Origin of the sequence: Aeromonas eucrenophila (assembly GCF_000819865.1) — a bacterium.
GTDB classification, from domain to species: domain Bacteria; phylum Pseudomonadota; class Gammaproteobacteria; order Enterobacterales; family Aeromonadaceae; genus Aeromonas; species Aeromonas eucrenophila.
Genome location: NZ_CDDF01000001.1, coordinates 694,797 through 712,302, shown reverse-complemented (window position 1 = coordinate 712,302; position 17,506 = coordinate 694,797). Strand labels below are relative to the sequence as shown.

14 protein-coding genes are annotated in these 17,506 nt (G+C 62.3%); 13 read left to right on the top strand and 1 reads right to left on the bottom strand.

Annotated elements, in window-relative coordinates; genetic code table 11:
- Nucleotides 1-217 precede the first annotated feature (217 nt).
- From fdhF to BN1124_RS02820, 13 genes are all read left to right on the top strand, one after another.
- The gene (fdhF, locus tag BN1124_RS02880; protein WP_082041403.1) at nt 218-2,362 is read left to right on the top strand and encodes a formate dehydrogenase subunit alpha; all 2,145 of its coding nucleotides are present in this window, start codon (nt 218-220) and stop codon (nt 2,360-2,362) included.
- 153 nt (nt 2,363-2,515) lie between these two features.
- Nucleotides 2,516-2,842: a hypothetical protein gene (locus BN1124_RS02875; protein WP_231553585.1), complete on the top strand. Its 327-nt coding sequence runs from the start codon at nt 2,516-2,518 to the stop codon at nt 2,840-2,842.
- A 339-nt stretch (nt 2,843-3,181) separates the two neighbouring features.
- Entirely contained in the window at nt 3,182-5,332 is a 2,151-nt protein-coding gene (locus BN1124_RS02870; RefSeq protein WP_042638873.1) for a sigma 54-interacting transcriptional regulator, read from the top strand.
- Nucleotides 5,333-5,343: 11 nt separating this feature from the next.
- Complete coding sequence (gene fdhD / locus BN1124_RS02865; protein ID WP_042638871.1) at nt 5,344-6,171, top strand: formate dehydrogenase accessory sulfurtransferase FdhD; 828 nt, start codon at nt 5,344-5,346, stop codon at nt 6,169-6,171.
- A gap of 163 nt (nt 6,172-6,334) precedes the next feature.
- On the top strand, nt 6,335-6,934 hold the full coding sequence (recR, locus tag BN1124_RS02860) for a recombination mediator RecR (RefSeq protein ID WP_042638869.1): 600 nt from the start codon (nt 6,335-6,337) through the stop codon (nt 6,932-6,934).
- 141 nt (nt 6,935-7,075) lie between these two features.
- Nucleotides 7,076-8,989: a molecular chaperone HtpG gene (gene htpG, locus BN1124_RS02855; protein WP_042638868.1), complete on the top strand. Its 1,914-nt coding sequence runs from the start codon at nt 7,076-7,078 to the stop codon at nt 8,987-8,989.
- A 274-nt stretch (nt 8,990-9,263) separates the two neighbouring features.
- Nucleotides 9,264-9,908: an adenylate kinase gene (gene adk, locus BN1124_RS02850; protein WP_042638866.1), complete on the top strand. Its 645-nt coding sequence runs from the start codon at nt 9,264-9,266 to the stop codon at nt 9,906-9,908.
- A 144-nt stretch (nt 9,909-10,052) separates the two neighbouring features.
- On the top strand, nt 10,053-11,027 hold the full coding sequence (hemH, locus tag BN1124_RS02845) for a ferrochelatase (RefSeq protein WP_042638864.1): 975 nt from the start codon (nt 10,053-10,055) through the stop codon (nt 11,025-11,027).
- 40 nt (nt 11,028-11,067) lie between these two features.
- On the top strand, nt 11,068-11,460 hold the full coding sequence (locus BN1124_RS02840; RefSeq protein WP_042638862.1) for an MAPEG family protein: 393 nt from the start codon (nt 11,068-11,070) through the stop codon (nt 11,458-11,460).
- A 191-nt stretch (nt 11,461-11,651) separates the two neighbouring features.
- A complete protein-coding gene (locus BN1124_RS02835; protein WP_042638859.1) occupies nt 11,652-12,956 on the top strand; it encodes an inosine/guanosine kinase in 1,305 nt (434 codons plus the stop codon).
- Nucleotides 12,957-13,119: 163 nt separating this feature from the next.
- Nucleotides 13,120-14,748: a methyl-accepting chemotaxis protein gene (locus BN1124_RS02830; RefSeq protein WP_042638858.1), complete on the top strand. Its 1,629-nt coding sequence runs from the start codon at nt 13,120-13,122 to the stop codon at nt 14,746-14,748.
- A gap of 124 nt (nt 14,749-14,872) precedes the next feature.
- Nucleotides 14,873-15,235: a DUF2750 domain-containing protein gene (locus BN1124_RS02825; RefSeq protein ID WP_010674427.1), complete on the top strand. Its 363-nt coding sequence runs from the start codon at nt 14,873-14,875 to the stop codon at nt 15,233-15,235.
- A 172-nt stretch (nt 15,236-15,407) separates the two neighbouring features.
- Entirely contained in the window at nt 15,408-15,902 is a 495-nt protein-coding gene (locus tag BN1124_RS02820) for a hypothetical protein (protein WP_042638850.1), read from the top strand.
- On the opposite strand, the gene BN1124_RS02815 is transcribed toward BN1124_RS02820, so the two are convergent.
- Complete coding sequence (locus tag BN1124_RS02815) at nt 15,865-17,502, bottom strand: EAL domain-containing protein (RefSeq protein ID WP_042639002.1); 1,638 nt, start codon at nt 17,500-17,502, stop codon at nt 15,865-15,867. The two genes, BN1124_RS02820 and BN1124_RS02815, sit on opposite strands and share 38 nt — an antisense overlap.
- Nucleotides 17,503-17,506 lie beyond the last annotated feature (4 nt).

Below are 17,506 nucleotides of genomic sequence, written 5' to 3'. Positions count from 1 at the left end.
TGATGGCGATGCGGGTGTCGGCGTGTCAGCGCGGGTCTATGGCATTGAGCGTGAGCCGCAGTCCCGGCGCCGCCGACCAGGCCGACAAGCCGGATGGGCTCTGGATGGTGCAGTGCGTCTTTCTGCTTTGAGTGTTTTTTACCTGTCGAATGCACTGCCAGAGAGCCATCACCCCATCAATCCAACCATTTATCGTTAACCAACAAGAGACTGAGTCATGAAAAAAGTCATCACCGTCTGCCCCTATTGCGGCACCGGTTGCAAGATCAACCTGCTGGTTGATAACGACAAGGTGGTGGGGGCCGAGGGTGCCCACGGCCGGACCAACGAGGGGCAGCTCTGCCTCAAGGGCTACTACGGTTGGGATTTCTTGAACGACACCAACCTGCTGACCCCGCGTCTGAAAAGCCCGATGATCCGCCGCGAGCGCGGTGGCAAGCTCGAAGCCGTCTCCTGGGACGAGGCCATCGGCTTTGCCAGCAGCCGCTTGTCGGCTATCAAGGCGAAATACGGCGCCGACGCCATCATGACCACGGGCTCGGCCCGCGGCCCCGGCAACGAAGCCAACTATGTGATGCAAAAATTTGCCCGCGCCGTGCTGGGGACGAACAACGTCGATCACTGCGCGAGGGTGTGACACGCACCCTCAGTCTCCGGTCTGGAGACAACAGTAGGCAACGGCGCCATGAGCAACGCCATTCCCGAAATTCAAGAAACCAAGTGCCTGCTGGTGTTTGGTTACAATGCGGCCGACTCCCACCCCATAGTGGCGCGCCACATCCTCAAGGCGAAGGCGAACGGAGCCAAGGTGATCGTCTGCGATCCGCGCATGGTGGAAACCGCCCGCATCGCCGATCAGTGGCTGCCGCTCAAAAACGGCTCCAACATGGCGCTGGTCAATGCCTTCGGCAACGTACTGATCGCCGAGAACCTTTATGACAAGGCGTTCGTCGCCAACTACACCGAGGGCTTTGAGACCTACAAGGCGCTGGTAGCCAAGTACACCCCGGAATACGTAGAGGGGATCACCGGCCTCAAGGCGGCGGATATCCGCGCGGCCATCCGCACCTATGCGGCGGCACCGGCCTCCATGATCCTGTGGGGCATGGGGGTGACCCAGTACGGTCAGGCAGTGGACGTCGTGAAGGGCCTCGCGGGGCTTGCGCTGCTCACCGGCAACTTCGGCCGGCGCGGCACCGGCTGCGGCCCGGTGCGCGGTCAGAACAACGTGCAGGGCACCTGCGACATGGGGATGCTGCCCCACCAGTTCCCGGGCTATCAGTCCGTGGCCGATCCCGCCATCAGCGCCAAGTTTGCCAAGGCCTGGGGCGTGGAGTCGCTGTCCCAGAAACCGGGTTATCGCCTGACCGAGCTCAGCCACAAGGTGGAGGAGGGCAAGTGCAAGGCCTTCTACATCTTCGGGGAAGATCCGGCCCAGACGGAAGCGGACCTGGCCCAGTTCAGGCGCACCCTGGGGGGCATGGAGCTGGTGATCGTCCAGGACATCTTCATGACCCAGACCGCCGAGATGGCGGATGTCATCTTGCCCGCCACCAGTTGGGGCGAGCACGAGGGGGTCTACAGCTCGGCGGATCGCGGCTTCCAGCGCTTCTACAAGGCGGTGACCCCGCCGGACAATGTCAAACCGGACTGGGCCATCTTCTCCCTGATGGCGACCACTATGGGTTATCCCATGGAATACCGGGATACAAACCAGATCTGGGATGAGATGCGGGCGCTCTGCCCACTCTACGCCGGGGTCAGCTACGACAAGATGGCGGATCTCAAGAGTGTGCAGTGGCCTTGCCCGACCGAGGATCACCCGGGCACCAGCACCCTGTTCGAGGGCAATGTGTTCACCACCCCGAGCGGCAAGGGTCAGTTGATTGCCTCCGAGTGGAGGCCACCCCTGGAGCAGCCCGACGAAAACTACCCGCTGGTGCTCTCCACCGTGCGGGAGGTGGGTCACTACTCCTGCCGCTCCATGACCGGCAACTGCTCGGCGCTGCAGACCCTCGCCGATGAGCCCGGCTATGTGCAGATCCACCCGAAGGATGCGCAACAGCTCGGGGTCAAGGATCAGGCGCTGGTCTGGATCTCGTCTCGCCGTGGCAAGGTGATCACCCGCGCGAACTACAACGAGCGGGTGAATGCCGGTGTGGTCTACATGACCTACCAGTGGTGGATAGGGGCCTGCAACGAGCTCACCATAGAGCACGTGGACCCCGTCTCCTACACCCCAGAGTACAAATACTGCGCGGTGAAAATAGAGCGAATTGATAATCAGTCTGAGGCGGAGAATTATGTCCAGACCGAATACAGTGCGCTCAAGGCGAAATTGCGCAGCGCCGCCAAGGGGTAAGTCTCGTTAAATAAAGTGGATCCAGGCTCTGTTCGCAGGGCCCGGATTCCCTCATCCTTTTTTCAATTGGCAGACACCATCATGAGAAGTGAATTAACTATCTCGTTCGGGATCTTTTATGTTTCAGCCTATTTACTGGCAATGTTATTGGGCATGGGGTGTTACCTCTGGTACGACGAATTGATATTCCTGCTGGGCTTTGGTTTTTTCGGCTGTTTTATCGCCGCACGGATCGCCATGGGCGCCGTGCTGGCGGCCCTGAGCGTGCAGCTGGCCTGGCTCGTCGCTTTCCTCTCCACCACCCTGGTCAACTGCCTGCTGCTGGGCCTCTCTGCCCTGGTCATCTACCTGACCCATCAGGCGATCTCCGTTGAAATATCACAGAATATCAGTTGGTTATTGGTGGCGTTTCAGCTCCTCTCGGCCGGCTTCATCTTCGGCGGCCTCAAGCTCTATCGCCATGATCTGCACCCCTCCTGAGGCGGGGCAAGGCGCGCCTGGGGGGTCACAGAGGCCGGTGGCCGGCGATTGCACACCGAATATCGGCGGGAGCGGCGGTATATTTCCTGCGGGAGGAATAAACATGCCCTGCTTATGAATAATAGGCGGACGGGCGCGGTTGTAATGCCATTGGGCCTACTCTATGATGCGACGCACCAGCACGATGCTATTTCAATGGATGTTTGTTTTTATAATTAAGTGTTAATTTGTTAAGTCTTAATTATAACATCTGACGGAATTGGCTGAGGCATCGTTTATCGTCGTTGCTGATTGCAATGTGCCTGCAATTTCCCCACACAGATATAATGCGAGGCCAGAATGCTGAATCTGAGTGCCATTCCGTTGACCGATATTTCCCCCATCTGGGATGACGGCTTTCTCTCCCTCTCCAAGACCCTGCTCTCTGCCGTGACCCTGGACGACTTCATCGAGAAGCTGAACCGGATCGAGGCCTGTTTCGGTGGCGTGACCCGGGTCAACCTCATCCTCAACCTGGGGGGAGAGGAGGCGGTGGTCTGCTTCATGGGAGAGCAGGGCCCGCAGCACCTTGTCTGTCGCAAGGGGGATCTGCACTTCTCCGCCCACTCGGAGCAGGCCATCGTCCTGCCGGCGGCCCGCTTCGTGAACCGCTGCGCCAAGCTTGCCAGCACCCCGGTCTATGACGGTCTGCAATCCTATTGCCAGTTGCCCATCACCACGGCCCGCAGTCACCTGGGCGGGGTGGAGTTTATCAGCTCCCAGCCCAATGCCTTCCCAATGGAAACCCTGGCCAAGTTGACCCAACTCGCCGCCATCGTTGCCATTGCGCTCGAGAGCGTGCAGGACAAGGAGCGCACCCTGGAGCAGGCCCACTCCCTGCGCCTGGAGCGCGACAGCTGCAAGATCCTGGTGGACGTGACCAATGCGGTGATTAAGCTGGTGCGCATCGCCGAGCTGCCCAAGAGCCTGTTCGCCATCTTGCAGCACCATTTCGCCATCGGCAGCCTCTGCCTGGCGGAATACAACGCCACCTCCGACAGCTTCAAGAGCTATCTGGTGAACCCGCGCGAGAGCGATCAACCCGGCATCATCAACCACTCCTGCTTCGAGAAACACTGCCTGCAGGGGGCGCTCATCCAGAGCGAGCCCTTCTTCGTCTACCGCGAGCAGGGTCACGGCTGCAACTCAGGTTGCCGCTTCAGCGCCCAGATCCTGCCCCCCGAGGCGAACAGCTCCTGCATTTTGCCCCTGCGCTATCGCGGCAACCTGCTGGGGGTGTTGATCCTCTCCCACCCGGCGGCCGACTTCTTTGCCGACATCGATCTCTCCCTCTTGGAGCAGGTCGCGGCCCGCACGGCGATCGCCATGAACAACGTGCAGGCGCAGCAGGAGATCTCCAACACCAACGGCGCCCGGGAGAAGACCATCAGGGTGGCCGACAGCCAACCCGACGCCGACTTCGCCAACATCATCCATCAGAGTGCCGCGATGCAGAGCGTGCTGGAGAAGGTGAGGCTGGTGGCCCAGAGTGACTGCTCGGTGCTCATCCTGGGGGAGACGGGCACCGGCAAGGAGCTGATCGCCCAGGCCATTCACGGCTTGAGCCAGCGCAATGAGCAGGAGATGGTGAAGGTGAACTGCGCCGCCATCCCCACCGGCCTCATCGAGAGCGACCTGTTTGGCCACGAGAAGGGGGCCTTCACCGGCGCCCTGAGCCAGCGCATCGGCCGCTTCGAGCGCGCCCACAAGGGCACCCTGTTCCTGGACGAAGTGGGGGACATGCCCCTGGATCTGCAACCCAAGCTCTTGCGGGTATTGCAGGAGCACGAGCTGGAGCGGGTCGGCAACAGCACTCCCATCCCCATCGACGTGCGACTGGTGGCGGCCACCAACTGCGATCTGCTCTCCATGGTCAAGAACAAGCGCTTTCGAAGCGATCTCTACTACCGGCTCAACGTCTTCCCCATCGAGCTGCCGCCCCTGCGCGAGCGGCGCGAGGACATACCGCTGTTGGTCAACTTCTTCATCAAGAAGATCGCCAAGCGGATGCGGCGCAACATCACCGCCATCCCGGCCGATGCCATGAAGATGCTGGTGTCGCTCCCCTGGTACGGCAACATCCGTGAGCTCGAAAACATCATAGAGCGGGCCGTGGTGATGACCCGCGGTCAGGTACTGAACCTCTCCCCGGACGAGCTCTTGCCCCTCAAGGGTTTTCACAAGATTGAGACCCTGGTCTATGACGAGCCCTCTCAGGGATTGTTCGGCGGCGAAGGCAGTCACGGAGACAGGGCGCAAGCCGTGCGGGATCGCGACGGCGTGCAGGGGGAGGGCGAGCGCGAGGCCATCATCGCCGCCCTGCGGGCCTGCAACGGCATCGTCGCCGGCGAGCGGGGGGCCGCCAACCGGCTCGGCATGAAGCGCACCACCCTGCTCTCGAAGATGAAGCGGCTCGGTATCTCGGCGAAAGCCCCCGAGACCCTCGACTAAGGACGGCGCAGATGTTGTCAGAGAACGAAGGGGCGTCCCCCCTGCACGGCCTGTGCGCCCCCCGCGAGGTGGTGCACTACCACAGAGAAGGGAGTCGCACCGACAGCGCCATGCTGTTGCCCGCCGAGACCCCGGTGGCGCTGGTCTACAACGGCATCGCCCACGGCGTCATGATGTGCTCGGCCGCGGATCTGGAGGACTTTGCCATCGGCTTCTCGTTGTCCGAGGGGATCATCGACGGCCTGCACGATATCCACGACATAGAACGAGTCGATGGCTGCCAGGGCATAGAGTTGCAGATCACCCTGGCCAACCGCTGTGTCCATCGCCTGAAAGAGAAGAAGCGCACCCTGGCCGGGCGCACCGGTTGCGGCATCTGTGGCAGCGAGAGCCTGGAGCAGGTGGTGCGCACCTTGCCCTCCCTGCCCGACAGCCAGCGCTTCGAGGTGACCCTGATCGACAAGGTGCTGGACGCGCTGCGCCCGCTGCAACTGCTGGGGCAGAGCACGGGGGCCACCCATGCCGCCGTGCATGTGGACGGGGAGGGCAACATCCTCGCCATCCGCGAGGACGTGGGCCGTCATATCGCGCTCGACAAGCTGGTGGGGCACCTTTGCCGCAGCGGTCGGCGCGACGGCGCCATCCTGGTGACCAGCCGCGCCAGCTTCGAGATGGTGCAAAAGTGCGCCAGCGCCGGGGTCGAGATCCTGCTCGCCATCTCGGCGGCCACCGGGCTCGCGGTGGAGCGGGCGGAGCAGACCGGCCTCACCCTGGTGGGCTTCTGCCGCCCGGGCCGGGCCGAGATCTACAGCGGCCGCCAGCGCATCCTGCTGGAATAAGCGCGCCCGGGCGCCATCGTCTCGCGTCACCCGGCGAGGCGCCGATCATTGGCGCTCGGGGCCGGCTCGGGTATAGTCCTGCGCCAACAAGATAGGTTTGGATGAATAAGCCCTGGCCACGCGCCCGGCTTGTCCCTCTGGCGCGGCTTTAAAGGATATCCCCATGAAATTCAGTCCCCTGCTCGATGAGATGATGAAGGCGCTGCAGGTGCTGCCGGGCGTCGGCCCCAAGTCGGCCCAGCGCATGGCGTTCACCCTGCTCGAGCGCGAGCGCAGCGGCGGCCTGCGTCTGGCCTCATTGCTCAACCGGGCGCTGACCGAAATAGGTCACTGCAGCCACTGCCGCACCTTCACCGAGAACGATCGCTGCGAGATCTGCGCGAACCCCAAGCGGGAAGAGAGCGGTTTGCTGTGCGTGGTGGAGAGCCCGGCGGACGTGGCCGCCATCGAGCACACCGGCCAGTTCTCCGGCCGCTACTTCGTGCTGATGGGGCACTTGTCACCGCTCGACGGCATAGGCCCGGAAGAGCTGGGGCTGGAGATCCTGGAGCGCCGCCTCAAGGATGAGTCCATCAAGGAACTGATCCTCGCTACCAATCCCACCATAGAGGGGGACGCCACCGCCTGGTACATCGCCGACATGGCGCGGGCCGCCGGGGTCGAGGTGAGCCGCATCGCCCACGGGGTGCCGGTGGGTGGCGAGCTGGAGCTGGTGGATGGCACCACGCTCTCTCACTCCCTGATGGGACGCCAGCGTATCTAGGCCTGATGGTACAAGAAGTGGACAACTGAGTTCAGGATGAGGGGCGAGTGCGCAAGTTTGCACACTCGCCCCTTGATATTTGGGAGGCTACCCCCATCTAGGTTGGGAATCTGTTCAACCCGACGTTTTGAGGACTGGTCGATGACCCAAAGTGTTCACGCCGAAACCCACGGCTTTCAAACCGAAGTCAAACAACTGCTGAGCCTGATGGCTCACAGCCTCTACTCCAACAAAGAAGTATTCCTGCGCGAGCTGATTTCCAACGCCTCCGATGCGGCGGACAAGCTGCGCTTCAAGGCGCTTTCCGATGCCTCTTTGTTCGAAAACGACGGCCAACTGCGCGTGCGCCTGGTGGTGGACAAAGAAAACAAGACCCTGACCATCTCGGACAACGGCATCGGCATGACCCGTGACCAGGTGATCGAACACCTGGGCACCATCGCCAAATCCGGCACCGCCGACTTCTTCAAGCACCTGTCCGGCGATCAGGGCAAAGACTCCCAGCTGATCGGTCAGTTCGGGGTGGGCTTCTACTCCGCTTTCATCGTCGCCGACAAGGTGACCGTCATCTCCCGCGCCGCCGGCACCGAGCCGAGCCAGGGCGTGCAGTGGGAATCCGAAGGGGAAGGTTCCTTCACCGTGGCTGACGTGACCAAAGAAGGTCGCGGTACCGACGTCATCCTGCACCTGCGTGCCGAGGAAGAAGAGTTCCTGGACGACTGGCGCCTGCGCTCCGTGGTGGCCAAGTATTCCGACCACATCAGCGTGCCGGTCGAGATGTACAAAGAGGGCACCCCGGATCGGGAGGAGGATGGTGAAACCATCGTCGGCACCCCGGGCGAGTGGGAGCAGGTCAACCGCGCCACCGCACTCTGGACCCGCAATCCGAAAGAGATCAAGGACGAGGAGTACCAGGAGTTCTACAAGCACGTCGCCCACGACTTCGAAGATCCGCTCTTGTGGGGTCACAACCGGGTGGAAGGGGCGCAGGAGTACACCAGCCTGCTCTACGTACCGGCCCGTGCCCCCTTCGATCTCTACAACCGGGATCAGAAACACGGCCTCAAGCTCTACGTGCAGCGCGTCTTCATCATGGACGACGCCGAGCAGTTCATGCCGGCCTACCTGCGCTTTGTCAAAGGGGTGCTGGATTCCAACGATCTGCCGCTCAACGTCAGCCGTGAAATTCTGCAAGACAACAAGGTGACCGTCTCCCTGCGCAAGGCCTGCTCCAAGCGGGTGCTGACCATGCTGGCCAAGCTGGCCAAGGATGACAGCGAGAAGTACGCCAAGTTCTGGAGCGAGTTCGGCAACGTGCTCAAAGAGGGTCCGGCCGAGGATCACGCCAACCGCGAAGAGATCGCGAAGCTCTTGCGCTTTGCCAGCACGGCGGGCGAGGGCGAAGCCCAGACCGTCTCTCTCGAGGATTACGTTGGCCGCATGAAGGAAGGCCAGCAGAAGATTTATTACATCACCGCCGACAGCTTCGCCGCCGCCAAGAACAGCCCGCACCTCGAGATCTTCCGCAAGAAGGGCGTCGAAGTGCTGCTGATGTGGGAGCGCGTCGACGAGTGGCTGATGAGCCACCTCACCGAGTTCGACGGCAAGCAGCTGGTCTCCGTGACCCGTGGCGAGCTGGATCTGGGGGATCTGGAGGACGAGGCTTCCAAGCAGGCGCAGGAAGAGGCTGAAAAAGCCAACGCCGGTCTGGTGGAGCGGGTCAAGCAGAGCCTGGCCGACGCGGTGAAAGAGGTGCGTGTCACCCACCGTCTGACCGATTCACCCTCCTGCATAGTTACCGACGACCACGGCATGAGCACCCAGATGATCAAGCTGATGCGCGCCGCCGGCCAGCCGGTACCTGAGCAGAAGTACATACTGGAGCTCAACCCCGACCATGCGCTGGTGAAGAAGCTCGACACCATCGAAGACGAGAGCCTGTTTGGCGAGTGGGTGAGCCTGCTGCACGAACAGGCCCAGCTGGCCGAGCAGGGTGGCCTCAACGATCCGGCGAGCTTCGTCGCCCGCATCAACCGTCTGCTGCTGCAGGCGTGATGGCCCTTCCTGGCTGACAGGCCGGACACCAAGGCCCGCTGTGATACAGCGGGCCTTTTTATGGCGCCGGGTGTGCGCCAATCTGGCCAGACCACTATTTTGCTGCATTTTCAATCATTTTTTGTGCGCGAGTCCTGCGCCTTTGGTCGCATCGCCTGCACGAACCCATGGTGATAATGTGGCCACTTGCACGGGGCAAGCTTGTTAATAGGGGCGAAAACGTGTAGTTTTTTGCCTTCTCAAGAATTGAATAACCAATCAATTAGGAGCGTGTATGCGCATTGTTCTGTTGGGAGCACCGGGTGCCGGCAAGGGTACCCAGGCTCAGTTCATCATGGAAAAACACGGTATTCCGCAGATCTCCACCGGCGACATGCTGCGTGCGGCGATCAAGGCGGGCACCGAGCTGGGCCTCAAGGCCAAGGCCGTGATGGACGCAGGTCAGCTCGTCTCTGACGACATCATCATCGGCCTGGTCAAAGAACGTATCGCGCAAGCGGATTGCGCCAACGGCTTCCTGCTGGATGGCTTCCCGCGCACCATTCCCCAGGCGCAAGCCATGAAGGAAGCCGGTGTGGTGGTGGACTTCGTGCTGGAATTCGACGTGCCGGACGAAGAGATCGTTAAGCGCATGAGCGGCCGCCGCGTGCACTCCGGCTCCGGCCGTACCTACCACGTGGTGTTCAACCCGCCGAAGGTAGAAGGCAAGGATGACGTGACCGGCGAAGACCTGGTGATCCGTGCCGACGACGAAGAGACCACGGTGCGCAAGCGTCTGGACGTGTACCATCAGCAGACTGCCCCGCTGATCGGTTTCTACGGCAAGGAAGCGGAAGCGGGCCACACCCGTTACGTCAAGATCGACGGCACCCAGCCGGTGGATCAGGTCAGCAAGCAGCTGGCGAGCATCCTGGGCTAACCCGCCATTGCCAGTCGATCTGCTTTGCCAGCCGCTGGCAATCATCTTGCCTGGGCCAGCCGCGATAGTCTGAGACAAGGGTCCATACAGGGCCCTTTCTTGCATCATAACAAGAATGACAAAACCGCATGACAGGAAGCTAACGTGACCACCAAAACCGGGATCTTGCTCGTCAATCTGGGGACACCCGCCGCACCGACCGCTGCCGCCGTCAGGGCCTTCCTCAGCCAGTTCTTACAGGATCCGCGGGTGGTCGAGATACCCCGCCTGTTGTGGTCCCCCCTGCTCAATTTCGTCATATTGCCACTGCGTGCCCCCAGGGTGTCCAAGCTCTACCAGCAGATCTGGACCGAGCAGGGCTCACCGCTGATGGCCATCAGCCAGCGTCAGCGTGACGCCCTCGAGCAGGAGCTCAAGCGCGAAGGGGTGGATGTGCCCGTGGTGCTCGCCATGACCTATGGCAGCCCGTCACTGAATGACGGCTGGCAGGCGCTCAAGGCGCAAGGGGTCAACCGGGTGATACTGCTACCGCTCTATCCGCAATATGCCGCCAGCACCACGGCCGCCGTTTTCGACGGCTGGGCGCGGGTGATGAAGCGTGAGCGTCACCTGCCGGTGATGCGCCTCATCCGTGACTATCACAACCACCCCGAATACATACAGGCGCTGGCCATGAGTGTACGCCGCCAGTGGGAGCAGCAGGGCCAGGGTGAGCACCTGCTGATGTCCTTCCACGGCATCCCCCAGCGCAGCGAGGACGAGGGTGACCCTTATGGTCATCAGTGTCGCCGCACCGCGACCCTGCTGGCCGAGGCCCTGGGTCTCGCCCCCGAGCAGTGGAGCGCCAGCTTCCAGTCTCGCTTCGGCAAACAGGAGTGGCTCAAGCCTTACACCGATGCCACCATCACCCAGCTGGCGGGGCAGGGGGTCAAGCGACTCGATGTGATCTGCCCGGCGTTCTCCGCCGACTGCCTCGAGACCCTGGAGGAGATCCAGGTCGAGAACCGTCACCTCTTCCTGGAGGCGGGGGGCGAGCAGTTCCACTACATCCCCGCGCTCAACAGCGATCAGGCCCATATCCGCATGATGGTGTCGCTGATCTGCCGCGAGCTGGCGTGATCGACCGGGATTTCAACGTTCAACGATAAGGATTGTCCAGATGATGCATATCACGCTGATTTACGCAGGCCTCTTGGGGCTCTTGTTCCTGCTGCTCTCCTTCTGGGTGGTCAAGCGCCGGGCCCAGTTCAAGGTGATGATAGGGGAAGGGGAGGCGCCGGAGATGCTGGCCGCGATCCGCGCCCACGGCAACTTCGCCGAGTACGTGCCGCTCACCCTGCTGCTGATGGCCCTGTGCGAGCTGGCCGGGGTCGGCGCCTTCTGGCTGCACCTCGGCGGCATGCTGCTGCTGGTGGGGCGCATCCTGCACGCCATCGGCATCCAGATCCCCAAGGCACCGAACAAGCCCAGACTGTTCGGCACCCTGTTCTTCTGGTTGTCCCTCGGCCTGTTCTCGGTGTTGGCGCTGGTGCAGGGGTTGTCGTTCGGCTGAGTGCCAGCCCGGGTCCGCTCATTTGTAAAAAACCACCTCATGCCGAGGTGGTTTTTTATTGCATCAAAGTCAAACGTTTGCCTCTGCAACCCTTGCCTATACTGACCCCATATTTTAATCGGGCGACTTTTCGGCGAGGCGGATTGTGTTAAAATCCCGCCCCTCTTTCCCCCAGAGCACAGAACATTGCCATGAAATTTCCCGGTCAGCGCAAGTCCAAACACTACTTCCCGGTCGACAGGCGTGATCCCCTGATCCCGCAGAATCCCCTGCTCACCGAACTGGGCAAGGCCTATGTGGTGGGCATCGATCAGACTCTGGTGGACATCGAAGCTCATGTGGATGAAGACTTCCTGAACCGTTATGGCCTGAGCAAGGGCCACTCCATGCTCATCTCCGACGACGTGGCCGAGCAGGTGTATGAAGAGCTCAAGGCCAACAACATGGTGGTGAGCGAGTTTGCCGGTGGCACCATCGGCAACACCATGCACAACTACTCCGTGCTGGCGGATTCCCACTCCATCCTGCTCGGCGTCATGAGCCAGGACATCCGCATCGGCAGCTACGCCTACCGCTATCTGTGCAACACCTCCTCTCGCGTCAACCTCGACTACCTGCAGCCGGTAGACGGTCCGGTCGGCCGCTGCTTCACCTTCATCACCGAAGGGGGCGAGCGCAGCTTTGGCATCAACGCCGGCAAGATGGATCACCTGGATGTGGCGCACATCCCCGAGGCCATCATCAAGGAGGCCTCCGCCCTGGTGATCACCGCCTATCTGGTGCGTGGCGCCGACGGTACCCCCATGAAGGACGCGGCCATGACCGCCGTGCGTTATGCCCGCGAGGCCGGGGTGCCCGTGGTGCTGACCCTGGGCACCCGCTTCGTCATCGATGAGAATCCCCAGTGGTGGCGCGACTTCATCGCCGAGAACGTGACGGTGCTCGCGATGAACGAGGACGAGGCCGAAGCCCTGACTGGGATAAAAGACCCCCTCGGCGCCGCCGACAAGGCGCTGGATTGGGCCGACATGGTGCTCTGCACCGCCGGCCCCATCGGCCTCTACATGGCGAGCTACACCGAGGAGGACTACAAGCGCGAGACCACTCATACCCTGCTGCCCGGCGTCATCCCCGAGTTCAACATGTATGAGTTCAGCCGTCCCATGACCCGTGCCAAGTGCCGTAAGCCGGCCCGCATCTACTCCCACATCTCCCCTTACATGGGCGGCCCGGAGAAGATCAAGAACACCAACGGCGCCGGAGATGGCGCCCTGTCTGCGGTGCTGCACGACATGGTGGCCAACGCCTACCACCGCATGAATGTGCCGAACTCCGCCAAGCACCTGTCCGAGTTCCTGACCTATTCGTCCCTGGCCCAGGTGTGCAAATACGCGAACCGGGTGAGCTACGAGGTGCTGGCCCAGAGCAGCCCGCGCCTCTCTCGCGGTCTGCCGGAGAAGGAAGACAGCCTGGAAGAGGTGTACTGGGAGCGTTGATCCCGGTTGGTTTGTGCTGAAAAAAACGAAGGCGCCCAATGGGCGCCTTCGTGCATTTCGGGGCTGGATCATATTTCTGGCAGCGCGTTGGCCGCCATCGTGGACAGCCCGCGCCGATGCGACATACCTTGTTAACAACATGTAGCGGTTGAGGGATGGGCTTATGTTGAGACGATGGAGTATCGGCCGGCGGCTGTCGCTGGTGACCCTGATGGTGCTGGTCCTGCTGGGGCTCTTGCTGTTTTCCTGTCTGCAGATCTACCAGCAGGGGCTGATGGCGGAGAAGAGCCGGCAGACCCAGGCTCAGGTCGAGACCGCCTACAGCCTGGTGGCCGAATTCGAGGCCAGGGTGCGGCGAGGCGAGCTCAGCGAGGCCGATGCCAAGGCTCAGGCCCTGGCGCTGCTCAAGGGGCTGCGCTATGGCCAGGACGACTACTTCTGGATCAACGACAGTCACCCCACCATGGTGATGCACCCCATGAAACCCGCGCTGGATGGCCAGGATCTCTCCGGGGTGGAAGACAAGCAGGGGCTCAAGCTGTTCGTCGCCTTCGCCGAGCTCGCCAAGGTGCAAGGGGCGGGGGAGGTGGCCTACTACTGGCCCAAGCCCGGGGTGGAGGAGCCGGTGCGCAAGATCTCCTACGTCAAGCGCTTCGCCCCCTGGGACTGGATCATCGGCACCGGCGTCTATGTGGATGACGTGGAGGCCCAGTATCGGGAGGTGCTGTTCACCCTGCTCGGGATTGGCGCCCTGCTGGCTGTCCTGCTGTTCCTGGTGGTCGGCCTCATAGTGCGCAGCATAGTAGTGCCCCTGTCCCAATCCGTGTCGGCCCTCGGCAACATCGCCAGGGGAGAGGGGGACTTGCGGTTCCGCCTGCCGGAGTTGGGTCGGGATGAGCTGAGTCAGCTGTCCGTCAACTTCAACCAGTTTGCCAGCCAGATGGCGCAGCTGGTGGGGCGCAGCCAGCAGATCGCTGCCCAGAACCGGGAGCAGGCCCATCAGCTGGAGCAGATCGTCGATCGTACCGGTGCCATCGTCACCGGCCAGGAGCAGGATACCCTGAGGGTCGCCAGCGCCATGGAGCAGATGACGGTGAGCAGCCGGGAGGTGGGCCAGCACGCCGCCCAGGCGGCCGATGCGGCGGACGCCGCGCTCAATCTGGCCCAGCAGGGTCGCGAGGTGGTGGCCCAGACCATCGCCACCATAGATCAGCTGGGGGACGAGATGGCCCAGACGGTGCGAGCCGTGGGTCAGCTCGAGCAGGAGACCCAGCAGATTGGCTCCGTGCTCGACGTGATCCGGGGGGTGGCCGAGCAGACCAACCTGCTGGCGCTCAACGCCGCCATCGAGGCGGCCCGGGCGGGCGAGCAGGGTCGCGGCTTCGCGGTGGTGGCGGACGAGGTGCGCACCCTGGCGACCCGTACCCACAGCTCCACCGACGAGATCCGGCAGATGATACAGCGGCTGCAGGAGGGAGCGGGCAAGGTCGCAAGCGGCATCACCCAGTTGCAGCAACTCTCCCGCAGCACCGCCGACAAGGCCGGTGAGGCGGACGGCGCCATCCATGCCATCGCTGGATCCGTGCACACCATTACTGCCATGAATAGTCAGATAGCCACCGCCGCCGCCGAGCAGAGCCGGGCGGCGGAGGAGATCAATCAGCGGCTGGTGGCCATCACCACCCTGGCGGCGGATGCCCTGGCCCAGAACCGGTTGACGGAGCAGGCGGCGGGCACCCTGGCCCACTCGTGCGACGAATTGGGGGCCCTGGTCGCCCAATATCGTACCTGAGGGCGCTTATCCCCTGCTTTTTGGGGATTTGACTTGAGTCTGGGGGGCTTTTGGGACACCATCAGCCCCATTCTCGGCCACGTTGGCCGACTGCCTGCCATTTGCCAGCAAGAGAGAGATCCCCATGAGCAAACTAACTGACAATCTTGACGCCAATTTCCAGCTGTTTATCGAAGAAGTCCGTGAGTCGGGTCAGGTGTGGGGTCTGCGCTACGGTGAAGATTGGGTGGTATGCCGCTCCGCCGAGTTCGAAGATGCCGATGTGATGCCGCTCTGGTCCGCCGAGGGCGATGCCCGTCTGCACTGCGTGGACGAGTGGGCGGATTACGAGCCGGAAGTGATCGAGCTGGAAGAGTTCCTCGACATCTGGATCAACGATCTGGACGAAGACGATGTGCTGGTCGGCCCGAACTGGAACGCCGATCTGGAAGGCCAGGAGCTCGAACCCATCGAGCTGGCCAAGGCGCTGGTCGAACTGGACGCCTGAACTGTGCTGCATTGAGAGCCCGCAAGCGGGCCCTCTGACAGCAGAACCGACCGCCGCGAGGCGGTCGGTTTTTTTATGCCCGCGCCGGCAGAATACTGAATGAAAAGGCGATTTGCCTTGGCGAAGGCGGCGCTATGGGCCATCATCAACCCTTTGCCGGACGGGAGGTGCCATGTTTGTATTTGACGTGACCACAGCGGCGGGCGCGCGGGCACAGATCCGGGTGCAGGCGCTGGACTGGAGCCAGAGCGGACCCGTGACCTTCAGCTGTGACAGCGACGAGCTGGCGCTGGTGCTGCTTGGTGGTTGTCGCTGCGATGCGGTGGGATTTTTCAACCTGCTGGCCGGTTGCAAGCCGCTCTATGTGGAGCAGTGGCTCGCTTACTTGCAAGAGAGCGGCCACATCGACAAACAGAGTTGCCAGCTGGAGAGCCCGGTCCAGAGCGATTATCTGGCCAAGGCCGGACTGGATGACGAGGAGCTCAATGCCCTGCTGGGTCAGGTCTACAAGGTGGCCGGCTTCAACCGGTTGCAGATCAACCGCTACCTCAAGAATCGCCACAACCCGACCATGCTGGCGACCCGTTACGATCAGAAGGAGCTGGAGCGCTATCGCCAGCTCAACGACATCATTCTGACCCTGCTGAAGCTGAAACGGCCTCAGTAAAGAGGCCGAACTGGCCGTTGTCCGGTCTCAGCTCCTGGGGCCGGGCAATGAGATATCCCTGCAATCCGTCCACATACATGCCTTGCAGCAACTCTTGCTGGCTGAGCTGCTCCACCCCTTCCGCGATCACCACGCACCCCATGCGATGGGACACGTCGACTATCATCCGCACGAACTGCTGGTTGGTGAGATCCTGCTCCAGCTCGGTGATGAGGGCGGGATCCAGCTTGATGTAATCGGGCTTGAGCTCACGAAACAGGCTGAATGACCCTATCCCCTTGCCGAAGTTGCAGATGGCCGAGCGACTGCCGTGGCGCCTGAGCAGCTCGAACAGCCGCCTGGCCCCGGTCAGGTTGCGCTCCAGCTGCTCCTCGTCCAGCTCGAACACCAGGTTGGCGCCGATGTCGGGATCCCGCTGCAGCTGGTGATCGAGCCAGATCAGGAAGGCGCTGTTTTGCAGCAGGCTGCCCGGCAGATTCAGACCCCAGCGGCTGCTGTGGCTGCCGAAGGCCCGGTACTGGCGCATGACGTGCCGGATCACCATCTGCTCCAGCCGCATCGTCATGTCCAGCCGCTGGGCCATGGCGAGCAGGGTATCGCTGGGGAGCACGGTGCCGTCGACGCTGCTGAAGCGGGGGTAGATCTCGTGATAGGCGAGCATGCCGCTGTGCAGGGGCAGTATGGGCTGACAGCTGAAGCTGACGCGCTCCTGCTCCAGCAGATCGGTCAGCACCTGGGTCCAGTGCCGTTGCCCCTGCAATTCGACCACCTCATCATTTTGCTGGATGGCCCAGCCGTTGACCGCCTCGGTCTGGGCACGGGCCAGCGCCAGATCGGCCCGGGCCAGGATGGCCTCTATCTTTTGCTCGCTGCTAAGGCGGGTCATCCCCGAGTAGGCAGCGCTCTCCAGTTCGTGCTCTTGCTGGTAGTGGTCGAAGGCATGCTTGAGATCCCGCCCTAGAAGATGGGGGGGGATCTTGGCGAGCGGCGGCACCAGCACCGCAAAGTCGGCGCCCGAGATGCGATAGACCTGGTGGCCGGGGAAGCGGCTGACCGTGTGGATGATGAGGTGGGCTATGTCCTTGATGTAGGCATCCCCCGACTGGAAGCCGCGCTGGGCGTTGAGTTTGCCAAGCTCGGTGGCGCGGATCAGTACCAGGATCGCGGTCTGGGTATCCTCCTGTTGCAGCAGTTCGGTCAGATCGCGCCGAAACGCGTGGCGATTGCGCAGCCCCGTCATCTCATCCTGAGTGGCCTGGCTGTGCAGCTCGCTGATCTGGCGGTGGGCATCGAGTTCGGCCTCGCTGAAGGAGGCGAGCAGCTGACGCAGCGCCTCCTGGGCCTGCGGGCTGCTCAGTTTGGCGGGATCCCGCTGTGCGAGCGCCTGCAGCCAGTCCTGCTCCTGCCTCGCCAAGGCGCCCTTGCGCAGGCTGTGGCTGAGAAAGATCAGCAGGGCAAAGCCGAGCAGGGTGGTCGCCATGACCAGCCACTGGGTGGGTGATGAGGTCGAGGGAGAGAGCCAGATCCCCTGCAGCAGCAACAGGGGCAGGCAGACCAGGGCGCCGACCAGCCGCAGATTCCCTTCACGTTTAATCAACATCGTT